Consider the following 17,973-nt stretch of genomic DNA (forward strand, 5'->3'; position numbering starts at 1 on the left):
TCGCATTCGGGTCGGCTTCGTCATGCACAAAATGCAAGTCGCTGGCGCTGAAGTTTTGGTTAAACAGATTATCGAGCGACTTGCCGGACAGATTCACTCGACGATTTTTTGCCTCGATGGCCTTGGTGAACTTGGTCAACAACTTCTCGATGACGGAACCCCCGTTGTCGTTTTGAATCGAGAACCTGGCATGGATCTTAAGATGGCGAAGCGGCTTGACGGTGAAGTACGCTCACGAGGTATCGATGTCCTGCATGCACACCAATACACTCCGTTTTTTTACTCCGCCATTGCCAGATTGCGTTATCGTACTCCGGTGAAAGTATTGTTCACTGAACATGGCCGTCACTATCCAGATATCGTGTCTGCGAAACGACGGTGGGCCAATCGACTTCTGCTTCACCGTTATGCTGATACAGCCACCGCATGCTGTGATTTTAGTACACGAGCGTTGCAGAACATCGAGGGGTTTCCTTTGGCAATGACGCTCCAGAACGGTGTGGATTTGGATCAACTACCACCTCGTGGCGATGCGGCGACTCAAGCACAGCTTCGTGAATCGCTCGGGCTCGTAAACGGTCGAAAGTATGTTGCCTGTGTAGGGCGATTTCATTCGGTAAAGGATCATGCGACGTTAATTCGCGCATGGGAACGTGTTCATAACCATTTACCCGATGCAAAGCTGCTTCTCGTCGGGGATGGTCCAGAACGCGCCAACATCGAAGCACAAATCCAGCAAAGCGATGCATCGTTTCGAGCGGAGACGCCCTCAACGAACTTTGCAAACTCAATCGAACTACTCGGCATCCGCCACGATGTCGCCGCGATCCTCAGAGCCGTCGATCTGTTCACACTAACGAGTATTAGTGAAGCCGCATCACTCACTCTGCTTGAAGCGATGGCCAGTGAATGTGCATCGGTGCTAACGGATGTCGGTGGCAATGCCGAACACATGCGCAGCGGCGTTGACGGATACTTGGCACCTCGCGGTGATGATGCGAAGCTTGCCGAAGCCATTGTCGATTTGCTGTCGGATCCAGCGAAATGTCAACGGTTTGGTAAATCCGCTCGGCAGCGGGTTCAAGAGCATTTTGATCTCGATAAAGTCATCCAACAGTATGGTGAGCATTACCGTCAACTGAGCCGTGCTTAGTCGGTACATCGATCCGAAAGAAACCGTCTTCTGCAGCCGCCAACCAACTAGACTGTCAACCAACGATTCCACAACCTTTTCGATTCCATCACCATTATATCCCTATTGCAAAGCATCGCCCGAACGGTGGCGGTCCTCCTCGTCTCGCCACTGCTACTGACTCACGCGATCCTATCGCGATTAGGGAGTTCTGACCAATCCCTGGAAACGCATTCGCAAATATTGTCCATGCTGCCAGGAACGCTCGGCAGTTACCTTCGGGTCGGTTTTTATCGTCATACACTTGATCATTGTCATCCCACCGCAACGATTTCCTTCGGCGCATTGCTTTCCAAAACGAATACACGGTTGGGCCAACATGTGTATGTCGGTCCGCGATGCATGCTCGGTTGCGTCACGCTCGAAGACGACGTCCTACTCGGCCCAGCGGTCCAAATTCCGAGTGGTCCGCACATGCATGGAACCAGTCGCTTGGACGTCCCGATTCGCAAGCAACCCGGTATTCCAAGGCGAGTCACCGTCGGTCGAGATAGCTGGATTGGTGCCAGTGCAATCATAATGAATAATGTAGGTGAACAAACAATTGTCGGCGCCGGAGCGGTCGTCACCAAACCGTTGCCTCCGCGCGTGGTCGCTGCTGGATCACCTGCAAAACAAATCCGATCCCGAGTTGAATAACTATCAATCCCGTAGTCCCATGCACAATTCACCGAAACTCTCTATGAGTTCCGCTACGCATTTTTCCGTTACTGAATACCATGCCTAACATACTCGACACCACTCCGCCAGTCACTGCCGGCGCAACGCCACTACCAGCCAGCGTTGACGAGATGTTCGCACCCGAACACATCACGATCATCGAAGCTCGCAAAGGGCTACAGTTCTTTGATTGGAAAGAGCTCGTCGCTTACCGAGACCTATTTCGCTTCTTAATCTGGCGGCAGATCAAAGTCCGTTACGCCCAGTCTGCGATCGGCATCGGCTGGGCCGTGATCCAGCCGCTGTTTTCGATGGTCCTGTTCACGATCATCTTTGGCAGGCTTGCGAACATCGACTCCGACGGAGCACCGTACGCCCTGTTCAGTCTAGCGGCCTTATTGCCGTGGACCTACTTTTCTAACGCGATCACCGATGGAGTTTCTAGTCTAGTCAGCGAAGCCAACATGCTACGCAAGATCTATTTCCCACGATTATTGTTGCCATTATCCGCTGTCGTCGCCAAGCTCGTCGACTTCGGAATTGCCGCAGTCATGATGGTGCTGCTGATGAGCTACTATCAACATCTACCCGGGCCTGAAATCCTAGTCACCCCGTTGTTGATTGCGTTAATGGTCGTCACCGCCAGCGGGATCAGCATTTGGTTAACCACATTAGCGGTCCAGTATCGTGACGTTAAGCACGCCATGACGTTTTTGGTCCAATTGGGTATGTACGCATCGCCCGTCGTTTACCCCACCAGCATGATCCCGGAACAGTACCGGCTATACTACGCACTCAACCCGATGGTTGGCGTGATTGAAGGCTTCCGCAGTGCCATACTAGGCAGCCAGCCCATCCCCTGGGACTTATTAGCCGTAGGAACCGTATCCGCGACCGCAGTGCTTTTAACCGGCTTAGTCTTCTTCCGCAGCAAAGAAAAGATCTTCGCCGACGTAGCTTGAGAGAAACTAGTGGCTAGTGGCTAGTGGCTAAAAAAAATGAGCTATGAAGACTTGGATGTTTGGAAACGTTCGGCGAGATTGTCGGTGACGTTGTATCAAGAAACGAAGGAATTGCGAGACTTCGGTTTTCGCGACCAGTTGACACGAAGCGGACTTTCGATTCCATCGAATATCGCTGAAGGTTACGAAAGAGACAGCGATGCCGAGATCGCTCGGTTCTTAACGATTGCCAAAGGCTCTGCAGGCGAGTTACGAACCCAGATATTGATTGGCATCGAAGCCGGTTTCCTCCACCGACCCGATGCAAGACAATGGGCCGATGAAGCGCACCAAATCAGTAAAATGCTAGCCGCCCTAATCCGACATCACCGAAAAAAACTAGCCACTAGCCACTAGCCACTAGCCACTAGCCACTAGCCACTAGCCACTAGCCACTAGCCACTAGCCACTAGCCACTAGCCACTAGCCACTAGCCACTAGCTCCTTGCCACTAGCCCCTAAATACCATGCCCTCTGTCATCTCCGTCGAAAATCTCTCGAAAGCCTACCGAATCGGCCACAAAGAAGAGGTTCCCGACACGATCGTCGGTGCTGCCAAGAACGTGCTTGCAGCCCCATGGCGTAACTTCCGGAACCTCCGCACCCTCAACACAAACACTCGCAACTCGCCGCTAGGCACTAGCGACTCCGACGACACACTGTGGGCGTTAAAAGACGTTTCCTTTGAGATTGAGCAAGGCGATGTGGTCGGCATTATCGGTCGCAACGGAGCGGGCAAAAGCACGCTGTTGAAAGTCCTCAGCCGGATTACTGAACCGACTAGCGGTCGTGCGGTGATTCGTGGCCGAGTTAGTAGTTTGCTAGAAGTCGGCACCGGCTTCCATCCCGAATTAAGCGGGCGCGACAACATCTATATGAATGGCACAATTCTGGGGATGACCAAAAAAGAGATAGACAAAAAGTTCGATGAAATCGTCGATTTTTCGGGAGTTGAGAAGTTTCTCGACACACCGACTAAACGATATTCATCCGGGATGCAGGTTCGCCTTGCCTTCGCTGTAGCTGCCCACTTGGACCCGGAGATTCTCGTAATCGATGAAGTGCTGGCGGTAGGAGATTCGGAATTTCAATCCCGATGCCTCGGGAAAATGCGAGAGGTAGCCGGCAGTGGGAGAACCGTAATCTTTGTGAGTCATAACTTGGGGATAGTGAAAAGCCTCTGTACGAAGGGTGTGATTATGAACACGGGTAAAAATACGCCTTTGCAGTCGGCTGACGACGCGGTAGTTGAATATCTTAGCCTTACTAGCAATCGTGATTTGAAATATCGGGGCTCAGAAATTAAGCGACCGGGGAAAATTATTAGTAAAGTCGCCATGCTTGGCGATGCGCGATCGGAAAATCAGATTGAAACGGATTCGAAACTTTGCTTCAAAATAACCCTTGGTGATGCGGGTGTAGGCCGATTCGATTGCACGATCGTTTTGAATAACTCTTTTGGTCAGAGAGTCGTTTTGTTTCATACCATCTATCACGGCGGGATGACACTTGAAAACAAAGAGGGGCAGACTATCTCTTGTGTGATTCCTCATCTGCCATTAGTGCCAGACAAGTATTCAGTCGATATTAAAATCACCGATGGTGGGGTTACGCTCGATGAAGCATTGGATTGTTTGTGGCTCGACGTGGTGTTCAAGGATCACTTTGGAACCGGACACCTGCCGAACCGTCACCAAGGATCCGTATTGTTGCCTTGTGCCTGGGAAGTCTCACCGTAAACTGTGATGGTATGAAAATTGCGACAATAATCCCTTGTTATAACGCAGCTGCCTATTTAGGAGAGGCGTTGGAGTCTGTTTTTCGTCAGACCCTCCAGCCTGACCAGGTTATTGTTGCTGATGACGGTTCAACTGATGGTTCCCCAACGATCGCACAGGATTTTGGCGTTCAGCTGGTCCGCACTTCCCGGAATCAAGGACATGCGGCAGCACGGAACTTGGCGATGCAAGCTGCTCAGGCAGACATGATCGCGTGGCTCGATGCGGACGTGTCCTGTACTTTTCTGACTTGGATCCGAATTCATACCCTCGCCCTGATCGATGAGATCGTACCCGAGTATCCCGAGTTTAGTGACGTTACTTTTCGTTTCAGTAAAGCCCTCAGCATGGGATGGCATGCTAGTCCACCGGACTGGAAATTGTCTGTCCCCGTGTCACAGTTGTGGAAAGAGCGTTTCGTTGACGCGACATGGTTCTTGCGTCCGACAGTGTCATTCGTCAGGTTCAAGATCGCTCGTGTTGCCCGGAAATTGCGTTCCATGCTCGGCAGTTCGACGAGTTACCAGTGAAGCCTACTATTAGCGTAATCATGGCTGTGCACAACGGCTTTCCGTTCCTTGCCGGCGCCGTTCAGAGTGTCCTCGATCAGGCTCATCGAGATTTCGAGTTCATTATAATAGAAGACGCTTCATCCGACGGTACCGGCGATTGGTTGGAATCTCAGGCATCGGCGGATGACCGGATTAAGCTTATCCGGCATTATCAAAACAAAGGTCTCACTAAATCGCTCAATCGTGGGATTTCTGTCGCGTCGGGTGAATACATTGCCCGAATGGATGGTGATGATGTCGCCATGCCAGAGCGATTTAGCCGTCAGCTTGACTTTCTTCGAGCGAATCCTTCCGTGGTGCTGCTCGGAAGCGAGGTCGAGCTGATCAACGAATTGGGTTTTTCACTTGGCAATCGAGGCCATTCGACAGATCATGATTTGATTCGCCGCGATTTGCTCTCCGGAAACGGCGGTGCTTTGACGCATCCCGCCGTCATGATCAAGGCGTCTGCACTGCATCAAGTCGGTGGCTATGACGAATGTTTCGCGGTTGCTCAGGATCTCGATCTGTTTCTTAAATTATCCGAACTGGGTCGGGTAGCCAATTTGTCAGACGTGCTGCTGAAATGGAGACAACATCCTGCGAGTATCAATCGGACCCGAGCTTGCGAGTGGCAGCAGGTCAAGCAGATAGCGATTCGTAACTGCATCGAGCGGTGTGGAGCTGACCAGATAGCAAGAGAGATGTTCCCTGTCCCGCAGAGCTTCAATTTTCCGGCGACTTTACTGGGCCAGGCAACATTTTGCCAGTCGCGGGGGGAACGTCGGGCCTCGTTGAAGTTGGCGCTCCGAAGTATTCAGTCCGGAGAAAGTTTTGTTAAGGCGAGTCTGTTCATCATTAAGCAGTTGGCAAATGTTTGCGTGGAGCGACTTTTTAAAGTTTGATGTGTCGATTTGTTGTGGAACTTATTGGCGATAGTTTGGTTTTACTCGTGCGGCGTTGCCGCAGTGGTTTTTGAAAATGCATGTAACAGTCGCTATCTGCACGTGGAATCGAGCGAGGCTTCTCGATAAAACGCTGGCCCGAATGTGTCAGCTATCCGTTCCCGCCGATGTTTCTTGGGAATTGCTCGTCGTTGATAATAATTCAACGGATAATACACAGGGGGTCCTGAAAGCGTTCCAGCATCAACTCCCTTTGCGAGTCTTAGTCGAGCGACAGCAGGGGCTCAGCAAGGCGCGAAACTGCGCAATTTCTGCGACAAGGGGCGACCTGCTTGTCTGGACAGATGATGACGTTCTCGTCGATCCTGGATGGCTCGCTGCTTATGTGAAAGCCGCGGTCGCGTTTCCCGAAGCATCAATTTTCGGCGGCGAAATCGAACCGTGGTTTGAAGAAGATCCGCCCGCCTGGCTGAAAAACCACGCGTACCAGGTTGGAGGCGTGTACGCAATCCGTCACGCGTCAGACTACGGCACTCTAATAACCAGCAACAACTACCCCTTTGGCGCAAATATGGCGTTCCGGGCCGGTGCGCAAAAAGAATTTTTGTACAATCCAAATCTCGGCCGCTGCGGACTGGGCATGAAAAGTGGCGATGAAACCGATGTGATCAGACGTATGCTCCGCCGCGGGCATTCCGGCGTTTGGGTCCCGGATGCCTGTGTAAAACATTACATTATACCGGAGCGGATGCGACCGAAATACGTCTATGGTTTTGCGAGGGGCTTGTCTGAGGGAAATGCGGTCGCTATTGAACAGGGTGACGGTACTTACCCGTTCCCCCGATGGGCTGTGAGACGCTGGCTTGAATCGACCGCTATTCGGCTACTCCACAGCCCTGTGAAGAACCAAGCATGGATTCGAGCTTTGCAGAATGCTGCCGCCGCACATGGCGTTTTGTCTGCGTGGCACCTATCTCGCCGGTCGGGTGGTAAAGCTTCGCGATTAACTGAATGATACGTGGAGCAATCTTCCGTCCGAGAGCCTAGGCGTGACCGGGTTAACATAAACGGGCGTATTCAATTCGTGGCGGAAAGTTGACAAATTTGAATTCTGTGCAGAATGTCGGAATGATGCTCCTGGAAGTTCCTGGCTGCCGGTTAGCCGCTGTAGGCGGTGCGTCTAGCCGTTCCGTAAATTGATTCAATCAGTCTCTTGCTTCTTACTCGACTTTGCGTTTGCATGCTCCCTTCAGCAAACTTTGAGTTGTTCGGGTAAAATCGACCGTTCTCGGTATCGCATTTCGAAGGCGTAGCGTTGGATATATCAGTTATCATCTGCACATGGAATCGTTGTGATCTCCTGCGTCAAACATTGCAGGCATTTGGTGGGTTGTGCGTGTCCGCTGATGTCGAGTGGGAGTTGCTTGTGGTCGATAATGCGAGCACAGACAACACTCATGAGGTGGTCACGGAGTTTCAGGACCTGTTGCCAGTTCGCTATGTCTTTGAAACGCGACAAGGAAAGTCAAATGCAGCGAATCGCGCGGTGCGAGAATCCTCCGGTAAGATTTTGGCCTGGACCGATGATGATGCCTTGGTTTCCAGCGATTGGCTGACTCAAGTATTGACGGTTTTCGAGGCAACTCAGGCGGATATCATTTACGGACGCGTCGAACCGTGGTGGGAAACACAATCGCCGGCTTGGTTTACTGAACAGATGTCAGGCCGTTTTGCCTTACTGGACCACGGCGACGAATGTCGCGTCATGTCGCCAGAAGAAGGTTACGGCTATGGTGTCAATTACGCGTTTCGCCGTAGTGTCTTTAAACTGATTGGGCCTTTCGCGCCGGATCTGGGACCCAACGGTGGCCTAGGATTTGGTGGTGAAGACACACTGCTGTTCCGAAAGGCTCATGAGCATCAGCTTCGTGTTGTCTATTCCCCTGACGTTTTGATAAAACACTTTATCCCCCGTGAGCGGTGTAATCGATCCTATTTTCGACGCCGCCAGTGGAGGGGCAGTCGAGACGAACTACGGATGATGCGGTTGCGGCATGGGGCCCCCAAGGGAATGCTCGGCCTGCCGAGGTATCGTTACCGCCAGGCGTTTTCAGACCTGATTAAGTTATCAAAGGAAACCCTCGTCGGAAAATACGACAAGGTTTTTCATCTCGAATTGCGGGTTATTGGTTTCGCCGGCCTGTTTTGGAATGCTGTTAAGTCCTCGTGCCGCGGATTTTTCTTTTTTCGTAAGCCTGTTCAGGATCAATCTAGTCAGGGGCCATCTGGGCTAGACGAACGCGAACATTGAGTGGGCACTCGCCGCCTTTAATCGGCCAGGAAGCCTGTTGGCGATCTATGAGAAATGTCTTAGCATGTCTCTGCTAACGAAATGGCCGACAGGTCTGCGTTAGTCGATGAGTCGGTTGGAAATGCGTTTTGGAGATGGCGATGGCAGTTTTACCAAACGTCTTGATTCTTGGGTCGGCCAAATGTGCGACGACGTTGTTGCATTTTTATATGAGCCAGCACCCTGATGTTTTTATGGCGGCAAAGAAAGAGTGCCATCACGATGTTCCGCCGGAACTCTACGAAGAGAAGTATCGCCCCGTTGACTCACTGGATGATTACAAGGCGATGTTCGCGGGAACCGAGGGCTTCAAGGTCCGTGGCGAATCGTCGCCAATGTACTTGTTTTACGAGTCGACCGCAGAAAGAGTTGCGAGTCTAATTCCCGACGCGAAACTGATCGCCGTGCTACGTAACCCGGCCGACCGCACGTATTCGGCCTATCTGCACGCGGTTCGAGACGGAATTGAGGATTTGGACTTTTAACAGGCGATTTCGATTTCGAGTATATCATTGTCGATGACGCTTCCACGGATTCCACGAAAGAGGTGGTTCTCGATTTCTCCAGGAGATGTTCCTGGCGCGTAAGCTATTATTTCTGAGGGCACGTTGGGCCACTCGAGAGCCTCAACACGGGTTGTAAGAATGCGAACGGGTCGCATATGTTTTTTACTGATGATGACGCTTTTCCTGCTAAAGATTGGTTACGTGAGATCGACGCTTGCTTTCGAAACGATAATGCCGATTGAGTTTTCGGTCCTGTTTCCCCTTTATTTCGTGATTCTTCTCCACTGCCCTGGTTCGGTCCTCAGACTGCCGGGCTGTTTGCTTGTTTCAACTTCGGAGATCAGCCGTTCGTGAGTAGCGATCCGAAGCGATCATTCGCGGGAGTCAATCACGCATGTAAAGCTGACGTCATTCGATCTCTCCGGTTGTATGATGAACAACTCGGCCTCCGCGGGGACGATACCATCGCAGGAAATGATGATGATCTCTATCGAAAGGCATTGACCGCAGGGTTCCGTGTTCATTACCGGCCAGCCGCCTACGTTAACCACTTAATCGCAGAACATCGTTTGGTGAAAGCACCACACCTGAAAATAGCTCGAGTCGTTGGCAAGTATCAAGCACCCCGGTTCCGTGGTTCGGTGCGAGACCCAAAATACTGGTTCGGAAGTCCACGCTATTTATATCGCCAAATGCTTCTTAGTCTCGCGCAATGCATTTGCTATCGAGTGGCGGGTAAGCCTACTGCGTCATTCGCAAGCCACTTGCGTTTTGAGCGATATTTCGCGATAATTAAAGCAAATTTCCCCAGCTTTTTGCATAGGCGGTGATTGGCCTTGAATTCGGTATTTGCTGTGCCGGCGGCTGAAGTCTGAACTATGGCGATCCTTTGGACAATCGTGCTTCCGACATACCGTCGACCGGAGACGTTGCGTTTGGCACTCGAACACATTGCCGAATCGATCGACGATCCGACCAGTTATGAAGTGCTCATTTATGATAACGGAATTCCGGAATCGTCGCAGTTTGTCGCGGCGGCATTCGATGAAAGCCTACCGTTTCGGTACACAATCAATCGATCTGGCCACGGTCTGGGGTATTCACTTTGCCGAGGCGCGTCCGAAGCTCGCGGAGTGTGGGTTCTGGAGGTGAACGACGACGCTTTAGTGCCGCCAAATATTTTTGTACGCCTCGAGAGCATTTTGACGTCCGATGCGAGAATCGGCGTCGTTGGCCTTCGAGCGGTCGAGGATGATTACGTTGATGATGAAAGAGAAATCGGTGTGATCTCGAAGGATGGCACTGTCCACGGCAACTTCATTCGCGATACCGACGGCCCCATCGACGTCGAGCATGTTTACGGGTTTTGTTACGCGTATCGGCGCGAACTTCTGGAGCGTGGCGGTGGGCATGATGCGATTCTGCTCGCCCAGGACTATAGCAGCGGTAACCGGATCGAGACCGATCATTGCCTTACGGCCAAGAAATTGGGCTACCGTGTCGTCTATGATGGTAGCATCGCGGTGAAACATCTGGCTAAGCCGCGTGGCGATATGAATGAACGGTCGCTGAAGTGGAAGTTGAATCACACCCGCAATACACTCTACCTGTTTCTTAAACATTTCGGCTGGTTCGGCCGTGATGGCATCGCTTTTCGGTTCTGCTTCTTGAAAGATCTCGGTTTGCGTTCCGCACTGCTGCATCCCAGTCGTGACAATTGGGCCTATTTTCTGACCGGAATGCGGGCTCGCGGTAGCGCCGTTTTCCATTGGTTGCGATACCTCCTATTCGGTCCACGGCTTCACCCCCTCTCCTCTCACGATACAAAAACCAAGGAGTGATCTTTTGAAAGTCGTTATCCTCGCCGGCGGCTACGGGTCGCGGTTCGGTAAAGTCACCGATTTTTTGCCAAAACCAATGATCCCGGTCGGACCGTTCCCGATCCTCTGGCACATCATGCGTTATTACGCGCACTTCGGACATGAAGAGTTTATTCTCTGCACTGGCTATAAGTCCGACGTCGTCAAAGAGTTTTTCTTGAACCTCGAAGCCTACTCGCATGACTTCACCGTCGACTTTTCCTCCACGGCGAATGGAGAAGTCCGCTTTCATGACGAAGGCGAACGGTTCTGTCCCAAAGTGACGATCGCCTACACCGGTCAAGATTTGATGACCGGCGCGCGAATCAAACGGATTGAGCGTTACTTGGGCGATGACTCCGAGTTTCTGATGACGTACGGCGATGGTGTGACCGATTTGAATGTTAACGAATTGATCGATTTCCACCGCGCCCATGGCAAGCTTGCGACCCTGACCGCGGTGTACCCGCCGGCCAAGTTCGGCGACTTACACTTTGATGGCGATCGGATCACCCGGTTTTCTGAAAAGGTCGGTAACCAAGGGGCGATGGTCAATGGCGGGTTTTACGTTTTCGACCGACGCTTGTTCAATTATCTCAACAACGACGCCGGCTGCGTGCTTGAGAAGGATCCTCTAAAGCGGATCTCCGAAGCGGGCGAATTGATGGCCTATCGTCACCAGGGCTATTGGCAGTGCATGGACACGACCCGGGACTTGGAAAGTTTGCAAGAAACTTGGGCCAGCGGCACCGCCCCCTGGAAAGTTTGGCAAGGCGGGTATCAAGATTAAATCGCCTATTTCCATAAGCCGCTCACATGATGACAACGGGATGACGAATGATTGATATTGAAAAACACCTGTCGCTTTTCGGTGGTTGTTACCGCAGTCGACGGGTCATGGTGACCGGTCACACGGGATTCAAAGGCTCTTGGCTGACACTTTGGCTAAGCCGCCTCGGCGCCCAAGTGATCGGTTACGCCATGCCACCCGAAACCGAGCCGAACCATTGGGATTTGCTGCGACTGAATGATTGCGAATCGATCTTTGCCGATATCCGCGATGTCGATCGGCTGAAACAGGTTTTTACCGAGCATCGGCCGGAAATTGTCTTTCATCTTGCGGCTCAACCGTTGGTTCGCCGCTCGTATCGTGAACCGCAAGAAACATTTTCATCCAATGTGATTGGCACGTTGAATGTCATGGATGCGGCCAAGGCTTCCGAATCGGTGCGCGCAATTGTCTGTGTGACTAGCGACAAGGTTTACGAGAACTGTGAGTCGGAGGCCGGGTACATCGAAAGCGACCGACTCGGCGGCAGCGATCCCTACAGCGCGTCGAAGGCGTGCGCAGAAATCCTCGTGAATTGTTATCGCAAATCTTATTTCAACGCGTCGCAAACCGAACCGCAGCCATTCTTGGCGACGGTGCGTGCTGGCAACGTCATCGGCGGTGGGGATTGGTCAGAGGATCGGCTGATCCCCGATGCGGTGCGAGCGGCCAGTTCCGGCACAACGCTTGGGATTCGCAATCCCGCCTCGATACGGCCTTGGCAACATGTGCTCGAACCACTCGCAGGCTACCTGGCCGTGGGCCAGCGATTATTGTTGGCTGATCCGACGGCGGCAACGGCATGGAACTTTGGCCCCGATGAAGAAGGGAGTGTGCCGGTGAGCGAAGTGGTCCCCCATTTCCAGAAAACATGGCCTGCGTTAGTTGCGGAGTTTGCACCCGAAGCGGGCGCCCCAGCCGAAACCAACGTTTTAAGACTCGATAGCTCGAAGGCGATTGATCGTCTTGGTTGGCGTCCGTTATGGGATTGGCAGACCGCGGTCGCCCGCACCGCATCGTGGTACCAACGGTTCTATGAAAGCGAGGAAATCGCGACGTTGTCAGATCTGCTGGATTACGAGCAGCAGGCGATCAAAGCGAAAGTGAGCTGGGCTGCGTCATGAAGTTTCACAGCACTCATCTTGAGGGTGTGGTTCGACTTGAGTTGAGAGCCATTGAGGACGAACGTGGTTGGTTTACTCGCACCTTTTGCGCCGAGACCTTTGCCGCAGAGGGTCTTGAAACGACGTTCCCTCAGACGAACCATTCGTATTGTAGCAGTCGAGGTATTTTGCGAGGGCTGCATTATCAGCAGGCACCCCGCGCCGAAGCAAAACTGGTACGATGCGTTCGTGGCGTGATTTTTGACGTGGCCGTTGATGTCCGCCGAGATTCCACAACCTTCCTGCAGTGGTTCGGTACCGAATTGTCGGCTGATCGACCGGAGGCTCTCTACGTCGGCCCCGGTTTCGCGCACGGATATCAATCGTTGACGGATAATGCAGCGATTCTGTATCAAGCGAGCGAACCCTATTCGCCAGAACGAGAGGGCTGCCTGCGGTATGATGATCCTGCCATCGGAATCCGTTGGCCGATGGAATCGCCAAACTTATCGGCTAAGGATCAACGTACGCCCTGGATTGATTCGACATTTACAGGAATTGTCCTTTGAAATCGAAAACGTACCTGATCACTGGGGCGACGGGTTTCATCGGTCGTCATTTACTAAAAAGTCTGGTAGAGAGCGGAAACCGCGTGGTTGCGACTCGCCGTCGCGGTTCGGATTTGTCTAGCCTTGGGGCTTTGGCCAACCAAGTGCAATGGGTCAATGTCGATTCCGATCAATCCTTTCCGGAATCGCTTTGTGAACTACCATCTGTATCCGTAATCTTGCATTTAGCGACCGCGTACGGTCGTAACAGTCAAGCCGTGTCGGACGTCGTGCAAACCAATGTGCAATTTCCGTTGCGTCTGCTTGAATGGGGCATCCAAAACCGAGTCGGGTTATTTCTTAATACGGACACCTGTTTTACAACCGATTACCCTTACCTCAGACCTTATACGCTTTCCAAGCAACAATTTATCGAGTGGGGAAAGCAGTTATCGGCGGACAGTGAGACACGTTTTTTGACAATCGAATTGCAACATCCTTATGGCCCAGGGGATAGTGAAGGCAAATTTGTGCCATGGTTGATTGACCAGTGTTTGCATGCCGAGCGGCCAGTCGGACTGACGTCGGGAGAGCAGGAAAAAGACTTTATTTATGTTGATGACGTGGTTGCTGCGTACCGCGTGATCTGTGATTCGGCAGAGGCGATTCCGGTCGATACGAACGTCATTCCATGTGGGACGGGCCAATCGGTTCGTGTTCGTGATTTCGTTGAATTCGTCGGGCGTGCTTGTGGAAATCGCGTGCCACTCGATTTCGGTGCCATCGACCAGCGACCGGGTGAAGTCATGCGATCGGTTGCCGATCCAGCCATTCTTAATGCCTTAGATTGGCTGCCTGGCGTATCGCTGGAACAGGGAATCGAGCGTACCGTCCAGGCTCACCATCATCGGGCAGACTGCGGCGATAGGGGACGCCGATAACGATGGGAGCCATTGCAGTCACACTGTTAGCTGTTGTCTTTTGTGTCGGGGGGCTTTTTCGGCCTTGGATTGGTTTCGTTGGGTATGCAAGCTTTGCTGTCTTGTGCCCCCAATGGAATTGGCGATGGAGCCTGCCGGATCTCGATTTTCAAAAGTTTCTAGCGGTGTCGACGTTGCTCGGTTTTCTGATGAGCGGAATGGCCCGGAACCGATTGGCACGCAACGAGATGATGGCGGTCGCGGCATTAGCGGCGTACTTGGGTATCTGTTTTCTAAGCAGTTTCCAAACCATCAATGCGGATAGCACGGCGTTCTTCATGGACATTACTTGGAAAATCGTGCTGATGATGATTGTGGGAATTTTTGTCTTGCGTGAACCGGTTCATTTGATTTGGTTGTTGGGGACCCTGGTGGTGGCGCAAGGTTGGAATGCTTGGAACATCAACCAGCTTTACTTCAATCGCGGGTTCATCAACGTCAACGATTTCAGTTGGAACTTTCTGGACAATAACACGTACTCCGTTTCGAGCGTGCCGGTACTAGCGATCAGTCTTGCTGCTTTGCTTATTTCTGATAAGGTTTGGGTCCGGGCGTCATGCGGATTGGTTTTTGTATTGCAAATGCACCAAATCATGCTGCTGGAGTCTCGGGGCACGATGATCGGCGCTTTATTGGTATGCGCGTGTGCCATCGTTTGGATGCCGAAGACTCGTTTCAATTGGACGACCGTCACGGTTGCAACCGTGATTGGGGTTATTCTTGCCGGCCCGCCAGTAATCAAAGAGTTTTCCTCCGTCTTCAAACCCAAGGATGAACTCGATAGTTCGGCGGAGTCCCGATTTCAACTTTGGAAAGCCGGAGCGGCGATTACCGCCGATTACCCGCTGTTGGGCGTCGGGCCTTGGGGTGGCCAGTATTTGGTACCACAGTACTACGAAGGGTATTCGGAGAACCGGGGCCGTAAGGCTCTGCACAACCTGTTCTTCGAAATTTCGACCGGGATGGGACTTCCTGGGGTCACCTGTTTCCTAGCTTTTTTCTGGGTACCCTGGTGGCTGCATTTGAAACAGCGTCGTCGTAGGGTCGATCAGCCGTCTTGGTTTTTGTGGATCAACTTGGCGATGTTGTGCGGCATTCCCGGGTTTTGGCTCGCCAGTATGTTCTCTAGCGGTGCATTGATCGAAGCGCCCTATGTGTTAACAGCGGCCGGGATTTGTTCGCTCGCCGTCCTGCGTCAGCAGGAGTCACTGACCGCCACTGAGACCTGGGATACGGATGATAATCAAACTTTTCCGTCTTAGGCAACTTGCTTACCCACACATTTTGGACTAACTGGTCAATGCATTTTTTGTTTATGAAGTCCAATTTGCAGTTTCCCCGCCGTAGCGGACATGACGTGCATTGCTACTCGATGATGCGGGAACTCGCCTCGCTGGGGCATTCGATCAGTTTGATCAGCGATGCGCCGGTATCGGATCAAGCGATTGCTGGGGTCGAATGCATACATCGCCAAACGTTTGACGAATACGGGCCAGTCGATGGCGTCGTTACGCTGTCAAAATTGCAGCAGCGGTTTCGCTCCTACTGGGGGGTCCCCGGACGGAATATCGCGGTTTTGGCCGACGCGTCGCGGCGGTGGGAGGCCGACGTGGTCGTCGTTGTCGGGCTAGACGTATTACCCTATTTGTCTGGCGTCGAGTCGGCAATTCGCGTCTGGTACGCCGCCGATGAGTGGTTCCTGCATCACATGTCGCAGGTCTTCCCCACCAAGCCGGCGACTTGGGGCGAGGGCAAGGCCGCACTGGTGAAGGGACTTTACGAACGTGTCTACGCATCTTGCGTCGATCGTGTTTGGGTCGTCTCCGATCGTGACGCTCGCGCCGTCCGCTGGGTGATGGGGACGGCGGTCGATGTCGCCCCCAACGGCGTTGATTTCGATCATTACCGCCGCGTTGAGAATGTTGCCATCGATCAACAACCAAAGAGCTGTGTGTTTTGGGGGCGGCTCGATTTCGGTCCCAATATCGACGCGATCGAGTGGTTTTGCGAACATGTTTGGCGCGACGTTGCCGCCCAGACCCCTGGCGCCGTGTTCAATGTGTTTGGCTTCGCCCCGTCGGAAAAGGTGCGGGCGCTGGCCGATCAGTATGGCTTTATCTTGACCCCCGATTTACCCGATATCCGGGCGGAGATCACGAAAAACCAAGTCGTCGTATTGCCATTTGTCAGCGGCGCCGGGATTAAGAATAAACTGTTGGAGGCGGCGGCGTTGTCGATGCCGATCGTTGCCTCGCCCCGGGTCGTCGACGGGCTACGACTGGGCGATCACAACCCGTTGATCGTCGCTAAGCGGACGTCACAGTGGGGCGAAACGCTGCGGTCCTTGTGGAGCGAGGATGCGTCCCGACAACAATTGGGCCAGCGTGCCCGCGAGTGGGTCGCCAGCGAGTATTCGTGGCGGCAGGCGGCGGAAAAGGTGTTACGGCCGCTGCAGGGAGAAGTGAAGTCGCGGTAGTGGTTTTGGCGATCTAGTGAGGATCACCGAACGCCGAAATCTTGCCAATGACGCAGTTTCGCTATGATCTCTGAGCGGATGATGAGTGGTCTCAAAGGTCAAACATTTAGCCACCCTATGCCTCCGGTCGGCAGGTTTTTGACAATCCAAACAGAATTACCAAACGGTCTATCATGCAAATAAATTCGGCGAATGTAAGAATCAAGTTGCCCACATTAGGTGATTTAAAGATGTTCTTTCGCCAGAATTACGGTGACCCGGCCTTAGTCGGGTGGGCGCCTTGGCGGCGGTATCGCTTCGATGACGATTGACCTGCGGACACTTACGAGTGCCTGGTTGGGAAGCTGGTGTTGCCCGGCAGTTACTGGCTGGACGTTGGCGGTGGGCACGCGATTTTCCCAAACAACCCAGACTCGGCATCCGAACTGGTCTCTCGCTGCAAGGTTGTTGTTGCTGTTGACCCAAGCGAATATGTCCGGGAAAACCAGTTTGTCCACGAATCCGTTTGTTCGCCACTCGAGGAATACTCTTCGGCCATCCAGTTTGACCTCGCGACGATGCGTATGGTCGTGGAACATGTGGAGGACCCGGTTCAATTCGTTGCCAGCTTGGGAAGGCTCGTGAAACCCGGCGGCTATGTCGTCGTCTTTACCGTGAATCGAAACACTCCAATCGCGACTTTGTCTACAGTCATACCGTTTGGCCTGCACCATCCGATCAAAAGGCTTTTTTGGGGAGGGGATGAGAAAGACACGTTTCCTGTTTGTTATCGAATGAACAGCCGCGATGTGCTGCGAGAGTTGTTTTCTAACGCAGGTTTCGATGAGCGTGCGTTTGAAAAACTAGATGACTTGTCGACTTTTGGACGCTTTAAGGTGTGCAATTATTTGGAATTGCTCGGTTGGTCAGGATTCCGATGGGTTGGCAAGTCCTATCCTGAAAACTGTTTGTTGGGAATTTATCAACGCCGAGAAGAATAAGTCGGCGATGCGTAGCTTTCCGAGAATCTGCTGCGGCCGCTGTGGGATGACGACTCGGCTTGACAGCAACTTGGCCGGCGTGCCCATGAGTGGGTTGCGAGCGAATATTCGTGGCGTCAGGCGGCGAAAAAAGTACTGCGGCCGCTGGCAGCGGCCAGCTGCGAGTAAGCCGCAATTAGGACATTTGTAACGAAAAAAGGGATTGCGTTTGCTGCGTGTTCTGGTACGGTTTCGAGCGATGCTCGGCTCGCGACA

18 protein-coding genes and 1 pseudogene are annotated in these 17,973 nt (G+C 52.7%); all 19 read left to right on the forward strand.

What is annotated here, in order from left to right:
* Positions 1-22 precede the first annotated feature (22 nt).
* The 19 genes and pseudogenes from Q31b_RS08885 to Q31b_RS08980 all read left to right on the forward strand — a co-directional run bounded on the left by Q31b_RS08885 (position 23) and on the right by Q31b_RS08980 (position 17,718).
* Positions 23-1,153, forward strand: coding sequence for a glycosyltransferase (locus Q31b_RS08885; protein ID WP_146599296.1), 1,131 nt, complete (start codon positions 23-25; stop codon positions 1,151-1,153).
* A 105-nt stretch (positions 1,154-1,258) separates the two neighbouring features.
* Positions 1,259-1,831 (forward strand): acyltransferase, encoded by a 573-nt coding sequence (locus tag Q31b_RS08890; protein ID WP_146599297.1) that lies wholly within the window; start codon positions 1,259-1,261, stop codon positions 1,829-1,831.
* Between the two features lie 80 nt (positions 1,832-1,911).
* A complete protein-coding gene (locus Q31b_RS08895; RefSeq protein ID WP_197171207.1) occupies positions 1,912-2,814 on the forward strand; it encodes an ABC transporter permease in 903 nt (300 codons plus the stop codon).
* A gap of 36 nt (positions 2,815-2,850) precedes the next feature.
* A complete protein-coding gene (locus tag Q31b_RS08900; RefSeq protein ID WP_146599298.1) occupies positions 2,851-3,210 on the forward strand; it encodes a four helix bundle protein in 360 nt (119 codons plus the stop codon).
* 206 nt (positions 3,211-3,416) lie between these two features.
* The gene (locus Q31b_RS08905) at positions 3,417-4,592 is read left to right on the forward strand and encodes an ABC transporter ATP-binding protein (RefSeq protein ID WP_231617411.1); all 1,176 of its coding nucleotides are present in this window, start codon (positions 3,417-3,419) and stop codon (positions 4,590-4,592) included.
* An 11-nt stretch (positions 4,593-4,603) separates the two neighbouring features.
* A complete protein-coding gene (locus Q31b_RS08910; RefSeq protein WP_146599300.1) occupies positions 4,604-5,161 on the forward strand; it encodes a glycosyltransferase family 2 protein in 558 nt (185 codons plus the stop codon).
* Between the two features lie 20 nt (positions 5,162-5,181).
* Positions 5,182-6,087, forward strand: a complete 906-nt coding sequence (locus Q31b_RS08915; RefSeq protein ID WP_197171209.1) for a glycosyltransferase family 2 protein — start codon at positions 5,182-5,184, stop codon at positions 6,085-6,087.
* A 76-nt stretch (positions 6,088-6,163) separates the two neighbouring features.
* Positions 6,164-7,102 carry a glycosyltransferase gene (locus tag Q31b_RS08920; protein WP_146599302.1) on the forward strand — a complete coding sequence of 313 codons (939 nt, stop codon included), beginning with the start codon at positions 6,164-6,166 and terminating at the stop codon, positions 7,100-7,102.
* 300 nt (positions 7,103-7,402) lie between these two features.
* A complete protein-coding gene (locus Q31b_RS08925; RefSeq protein ID WP_146599303.1) occupies positions 7,403-8,398 on the forward strand; it encodes a glycosyltransferase family 2 protein in 996 nt (331 codons plus the stop codon).
* A gap of 140 nt (positions 8,399-8,538) precedes the next feature.
* On the forward strand, positions 8,539-8,922 hold the full coding sequence (locus Q31b_RS08930) for a sulfotransferase domain-containing protein (protein ID WP_197171211.1): 384 nt from the start codon (positions 8,539-8,541) through the stop codon (positions 8,920-8,922).
* A gap of 23 nt (positions 8,923-8,945) precedes the next feature.
* Positions 8,946-9,185: pseudogene (locus Q31b_RS29620) on the forward strand (glycosyltransferase family A protein).
* Positions 9,186-9,821: 636 nt separating this feature from the next.
* A complete protein-coding gene (locus tag Q31b_RS08945) occupies positions 9,822-10,784 on the forward strand; it encodes a glycosyltransferase family 2 protein (RefSeq protein WP_146599305.1) in 963 nt (320 codons plus the stop codon).
* A 4-nt stretch (positions 10,785-10,788) separates the two neighbouring features.
* Complete coding sequence (gene rfbF, locus Q31b_RS08950; protein WP_146599306.1) at positions 10,789-11,592, forward strand: glucose-1-phosphate cytidylyltransferase; 804 nt, start codon at positions 10,789-10,791, stop codon at positions 11,590-11,592.
* 47 nt (positions 11,593-11,639) lie between these two features.
* On the forward strand, positions 11,640-12,755 hold the full coding sequence (gene rfbG / locus Q31b_RS08955) for a CDP-glucose 4,6-dehydratase (RefSeq protein WP_146599307.1): 1,116 nt from the start codon (positions 11,640-11,642) through the stop codon (positions 12,753-12,755).
* A complete protein-coding gene (gene rfbC / locus Q31b_RS08960; RefSeq protein WP_146599308.1) occupies positions 12,752-13,303 on the forward strand; it encodes a dTDP-4-dehydrorhamnose 3,5-epimerase in 552 nt (183 codons plus the stop codon). The genes rfbG and rfbC overlap by 4 nt, the downstream gene beginning before the upstream one ends.
* On the forward strand, positions 13,300-14,223 hold the full coding sequence (locus Q31b_RS08965) for an NAD-dependent epimerase/dehydratase family protein (RefSeq protein ID WP_197171214.1): 924 nt from the start codon (positions 13,300-13,302) through the stop codon (positions 14,221-14,223). Before rfbC ends, Q31b_RS08965 begins: the two co-directional genes overlap by 4 nt.
* A 2-nt stretch (positions 14,224-14,225) precedes the next feature.
* On the forward strand, positions 14,226-15,524 hold the full coding sequence (locus Q31b_RS08970) for an O-antigen ligase family protein (RefSeq protein ID WP_146599310.1): 1,299 nt from the start codon (positions 14,226-14,228) through the stop codon (positions 15,522-15,524).
* Between the two features lie 53 nt (positions 15,525-15,577).
* On the forward strand, positions 15,578-16,738 hold the full coding sequence (locus tag Q31b_RS08975) for a glycosyltransferase family 4 protein (protein ID WP_231617412.1): 1,161 nt from the start codon (positions 15,578-15,580) through the stop codon (positions 16,736-16,738).
* A gap of 350 nt (positions 16,739-17,088) precedes the next feature.
* Positions 17,089-17,718 (forward strand): class I SAM-dependent methyltransferase, encoded by a 630-nt coding sequence (locus Q31b_RS08980; protein ID WP_197171216.1) that lies wholly within the window; start codon positions 17,089-17,091, stop codon positions 17,716-17,718.
* The last annotated feature ends 255 nt before the right edge of the window (positions 17,719-17,973 follow it).

Origin of the sequence: Novipirellula aureliae (genome assembly GCF_007860185.1) — a bacterium.
In the GTDB taxonomy this organism is placed as follows: domain Bacteria; phylum Planctomycetota; class Planctomycetia; order Pirellulales; family Pirellulaceae; genus Novipirellula_A; species Novipirellula_A aureliae.